Origin of the sequence: Dryocola clanedunensis, from assembly GCF_038405435.1 — a bacterium.
Classification (GTDB): domain Bacteria; phylum Pseudomonadota; class Gammaproteobacteria; order Enterobacterales; family Enterobacteriaceae; genus Dryocola; species Dryocola clanedunensis_A.
In genome coordinates, this window is record NZ_JBBYHZ010000038.1 from 1 (window position 1) to 1,163 (window position 1,163).

Consider the following 1,163-nt stretch of genomic DNA (forward strand, 5'->3'; position numbering starts at 1 on the left):
GTTCGCCGACCAGGACAGCAACTTCGTCGCGTCCGAAGGCGTGCATGTGATCCGCACCCCGCGCCACGCCGGTGTGCTCAGCCCGATCGTGCACACCCTGCCGGTGCAGCTGCTGGCATACCACACCGCACTGGCTCGCGGGACAGACGTGGACAAGCCGCGCAACCTGGCCAAGAGCGTGACGGTGGAATAAACGCGCGCGTCGCGTTGTGGATGTGGAGAAGGGGGCCGCGCGGCCCCCTTTTTTGTGGGTGTCAGGTAACCGTGTTCGTCGGTTGCGCCGCGCGGTGGCTCTTATCTCTTGCCGATCTGGCACTTTAGGTGCCGAGAGCCCGGCGTGGGCGACCGTGTGGCTCTAGGTCTTGCGACCGCTCGGTAGCTTGGGTCCCCACGCCGGTTTCTCCCTGATCCGCCCGAACAGTTGATCGAGTTGGCGCTCGGACTGATAAGACTGGGCAAGCGGGGGGAGCTCTCGACCCTGTCAGCCTAGCGGAGTTCTGCCATGTATGGGATCGGGATCGATGTAAGTCAGGCCACGCTGGATGTTGCCGTCCATGAACAGGCGTTTGACCAATTCAGCAACGACAAGCGCGGCTTTGTGCGGCTGATTCAATGGCTGAAACAATGGCCCATCACGCAGGTCGTTCTGGAAGCCAGCGGCGGCTACGAGCGTGCCGCCCTGGCGGCTTTGCACGAGGCTGGGCTTCCGATGGTCCGCATCAATCCCGCTCGGGCACGCCGCTTCGCCCAAGCTACGGGACGTGCTGCCAAAACCGATCGACTCGATGCAGCGGTGCTGGCGCAGATGGCTCACCTTTTACCGCTCACCCGCTACGTGCCACCGGCCCCGTGGCAGCGGCGTTTGGCCGAATTTGCGCAGTGCCGTCGTCATCTGGTGCAGATGCGCGTCAGCGAGATGCAGCGCTTGCGGCAGCTGACCGATCCAGTCCTGATCACGATCAAGCAGCGCCATCTTGCCCAGCTGTCTGAAGATCTTAAACAGCTGGACAAGGCCATTGCCGAGCAGCTCGCCGCGCAGCCGGGCTGGAAGAACATCGGAACGCTTAAAGGCGCTGGACCGATCCTGGTCAGCACCTTGGCCTGCGAACTGCCGGAGCTGGGAACACTGGGGAGCAAGGCCATTGCCTCGCTGGTCGGCCTGG

At 63.5% G+C, this 1,163-nt stretch carries 1 protein-coding gene and 1 pseudogene; both read left to right on the top strand.

From position 1 onward, the window contains the following. Positions 1 to 193, top strand: a pseudogene (locus AAE045_RS23165) (glutamine--fructose-6-phosphate transaminase (isomerizing)); the annotation flags it as partial. A gap of 309 nt (positions 194 to 502) precedes the next feature. Beyond that, positions 503 to 1,163: IS110 family transposase (locus AAE045_RS23170; RefSeq protein ID WP_455549675.1), on the top strand; the 661-nt coding region annotated here is incomplete at its 3' end.